3 protein-coding genes and 1 pseudogene are annotated in these 3393 nt (G+C 37.3%); 1 reads left to right on the forward strand and 3 read right to left on the reverse strand.

Annotated elements, in window-relative coordinates:
• Positions 1 to 195 precede the first annotated feature (195 nt).
• A complete protein-coding gene (locus G577_RS12105; protein WP_155988511.1) occupies positions 196 to 372 on the forward strand; it encodes an LPXTG cell wall anchor domain-containing protein in 177 nt (58 codons plus the stop codon).
• Positions 373 to 680: 308 nt separating this feature from the next.
• On the opposite strand, the gene G577_RS0110155 is transcribed toward G577_RS12105, so the two are convergent.
• The 3 genes and pseudogenes from G577_RS0110155 to G577_RS0110165 all read right to left on the reverse strand — a co-directional run.
• Positions 681 to 1718 carry a PTS sugar transporter subunit IIC gene (locus G577_RS0110155; protein ID WP_028791069.1) on the reverse strand — a complete coding sequence of 346 codons (1038 nt, stop codon included), beginning with the start codon at positions 1716 to 1718 and terminating at the stop codon, positions 681 to 683.
• A 25-nt stretch (positions 1719 to 1743) separates the two neighbouring features.
• Entirely contained in the window at positions 1744 to 2682 is a 939-nt protein-coding gene (locus G577_RS0110160) for a 2-dehydropantoate 2-reductase (RefSeq protein ID WP_028791070.1), read from the reverse strand.
• 301 nt (positions 2683 to 2983) lie between these two features.
• Positions 2984 to 3229: pseudogene (locus tag G577_RS0110165) on the reverse strand (hypothetical protein); the annotation flags it as partial.
• Positions 3230 to 3393: the final 164 nt, after the last annotated feature.

Below are 3393 nucleotides of genomic sequence, written 5' to 3' on the forward strand. Positions count from 1 at the left end.
ACCAGCGACCGCTTAAAATACTCGACTGGCAAACACCGTATCAGGTTATGCTGACAAATTTGTCCAAAAATTCGGATTAAATTTGCAATCTACCAATTAACTACTTCCAATTTTGACAAGTGCGGTATAAAATGAAAATGAATTAAAATTTAATGATGCTAAGTTAAATTACTATAGTAATTAAGGAGGATTATTATGTATCAACAGGGTCGTGGAGTTGCTGGAATTAGTGCTGCTGCAGTGGGAATGCTTCCTCAAACTGGAGAAGCTGGCAATATTCTAAAAGTAATAGGGATCTTATTAATCATCGGAATTGTTTTGACACAAGCAATTGTTTTTTTCTTAAAAAAAAGAGTAAGTAATGTTTACTGAGTAACCCATTATTTTGCAGAAGGACGAGTTATTTACACAAAATTATTGACGCTCCCGGTTGGTACAACAAGAATTGCAGTAGCATAGTCACCATTGATGAAACTACTTAATGATTAAATTGAGCAATTTCTCAAATAGCACAAACTACTCTTCATAAAACGAAAAGCAGTTCATAATGTATTTAGATATTTCATTGTGCTATTGACCAGAAACACACTATTTAAGGTACCTTTCTCTTTTCGCTGAGATTCACCAACTTCAATTGCACAAAAAAGCGTGAGCACAAGGCTCACACTTTTTCTAGTTGACTATCCTAAAAATTCGAAAACATCTTTACGATCATACAATTTCAAGATTTTTTCAAATAAGATTTGACCTACGAAAGCAGCTACGATTGGTACAACAAACCAGCTGATTAATAGTAGAATAATACTCAAACCGGCGTCCAATGAAGCCAACGGACCTACCAACCCTACCAAACCGAAACCAGCAGAAGCAGGAGTCCCTGAGACTGAGAATAACGCTACTGGAATTGCTGAGATGATAGCGGTGAATAGACATGGCACCAAGATAATTGGTTTCCTAAACAAGTTTGGCATCATCATTTTCATAGCACCCAATGCGATGGCCAAAGTAACCCCTGGTTTGTTGACTTTCCAAGAGTTAACTACCAAGACAACTGTTGTTGCGGCAACACCCATAGCGGCTGCACCAGCAGAAACACCGTTCAATTGAATTGCCATACCAATGGCAACTGTAGAGATCGGCGAGATAATCAAGAAAGCAAAGAAACATGCAATCAAGATTGACATCAAAATTGGTTGCAAAGTAGTAAAGGTATTAATTAAGTCACCGATAGCGGCAGTAATCTTGGTTACGTAAGGATATAAATAATAGCCGATTAGACCAGCGCCGATACCAACAACGATTGGTGTTGCAACAATTGCCACGGACCCAAATTTTTCGCCGATCAACAAGATCATGCCGACAGCGATTGATGCAGTAATCATGGTATTGATGATGTCTCCGGTACCAGCACCGATATAAGTAGCTGTGTCAGGATTGAATTTCACAACACCGGAGCCAACGAAAGCTGCACCGGCAACTACTAACATTTGCATTGGTTTGAAGCCAAACTGCACCGCAATCAAAGCGCCAATAAATAGTGGAGTAGCTAGTTGGAAAATAACTGCCATTTGTGTGATCGTTACTGCTAAGGTATTTTCACCAAATAATTTCAAAATTGCTGCCAATACCGCGTTAGGAATCAACCCTACGATGATCCCCGTTGCGGTACCCGCTAATACTTTATTTAAAAATATTTTTGGAGTTAATTTTTCTTCCATTTTCTCGTCCTCTTTCTAATGATTACTATTTCGCTCCTAGAATTTCTTCTTTACTATGAACCAGTTGCGTTAAGAAATCACAGTAAGGAGTTACTACGCCATATTTTTTACCTTTACGAGAAATGGCTCCGTTGATGTAGTCAATCTCGGTCAAACGGTTATTTTTTATCAAGTCTTGGTGCATCGATGGGAAATGCATACCAATCGTAGTCGGGTCAAAACAAGTTTCTACATGTTCGATTACTTCGGGAATGTCTAAGTTGACGTTTTCTTTGGCAGCAACAGCTGCAAATTCGTTAACAATAGTCACTACCATGTCATGAGCAGGTTTGGTTGCACCAAGCCCCGCCATATTGACGTCTAAAATCGTGCATAAGCCATTCATCGTACCATTGACACAAGCTTTATGATAAATTGAATAATGAATGTTGTCGGAATATTTGGCATTTAAACCAGACGCGGACAAAGTTTCCGCCAATTTTTTCGCTGATTCTTCTTGGCCAATACCTAGATTTTGCAATTCAACAGACCCGCTGCCAAATAATTTAGCCTTGCCGGGACCTTCTAGACCAGCAGTCCACATGGTGTTGCCGATAAAGATTTTTTCCATCGGTACGAATTTTTCGATTACGTCTTCATGACCGATACCGTTTAAAAGACACAAAACTTCTGTGTGATCAGCAATTAATGGTTTAACATCCTGCAGCATTTTTTCCAACTGCATTGCCTTCGTGAATAAGATAATCAAATCAAATTGCTCACCAGTGGGCACCTCATTCTGATTAACAATTGGGACTTTAACAGTAATTTCTTCGCCATTATAATTAGCCTTCAATCCGTTTTCTTTGATGGCATTGATATGCTCCTGCCAGCCGTCGATTAGCAAAACATCGTTACCACCTTGTTTCAACATCAGTCCGAACCGGGAACCCATCGCGCCGGCCCCTGCAATTGCAATTTTCATAAATAAAAGCCTCCAAACTTAATTTATAATAAGTGAACATTTTCATATTTCTCATTATAGAGTTTTCATTCGGAAACTTCAAGTAGGAGAGTGTAAAATATTTTGTGTAAATAGAAAAAAGGAAGTCCCTTCTGTAGAATAGAGTTACCACAACACATTCACAGAAAAGAGGACTTCCATATGAACGATTTTACTACAGAAATTCTAAAGACTCTAGCGAACAAAGGCGATTTGAATGAATTATTCCGTACCAATTATTATTTTGAAAAATATAGTGTCCTTGATAATACTTCATATCAATGAGAAAAATAGTATTGTTTACTATGAAGATTTTATCAATTTGTACTGTCGTTTCCTTAAAAACTAAGGTAAGGTCATCTAAATACTCAAATTTCTCACCGAAAATCTGAACTAGTTGGTCCAGATAAATCTCTCCTAAATAGCCGTGATAAAGATTTTGATAACGAAAATCTTCTTTAAAGCTAGAAATACGTTGACTTAAAATATAAAGTTGTTGTAGCTCATGAGCCATTTTCCTTTTATCCATAAATACTCTCCTTTAATAACCTCTTTATAATAAATACGCAAAAAATCTTAATAATTTTTTTCTATTTAAAAACTCAAGTTTCGCATACCCAAAATGATGATGTCCCTTTGATAGAACAACGCTGATAGTAAAATAATGGTTCGCTTGACTTTTGTTCAAAGGAT

The sequence above is a fragment of the Tetragenococcus muriaticus DSM 15685 genome, from assembly GCF_000423785.1.
GTDB classification, from domain to species: Bacteria; Bacillota; Bacilli; order Lactobacillales; family Enterococcaceae; genus Tetragenococcus; species Tetragenococcus muriaticus.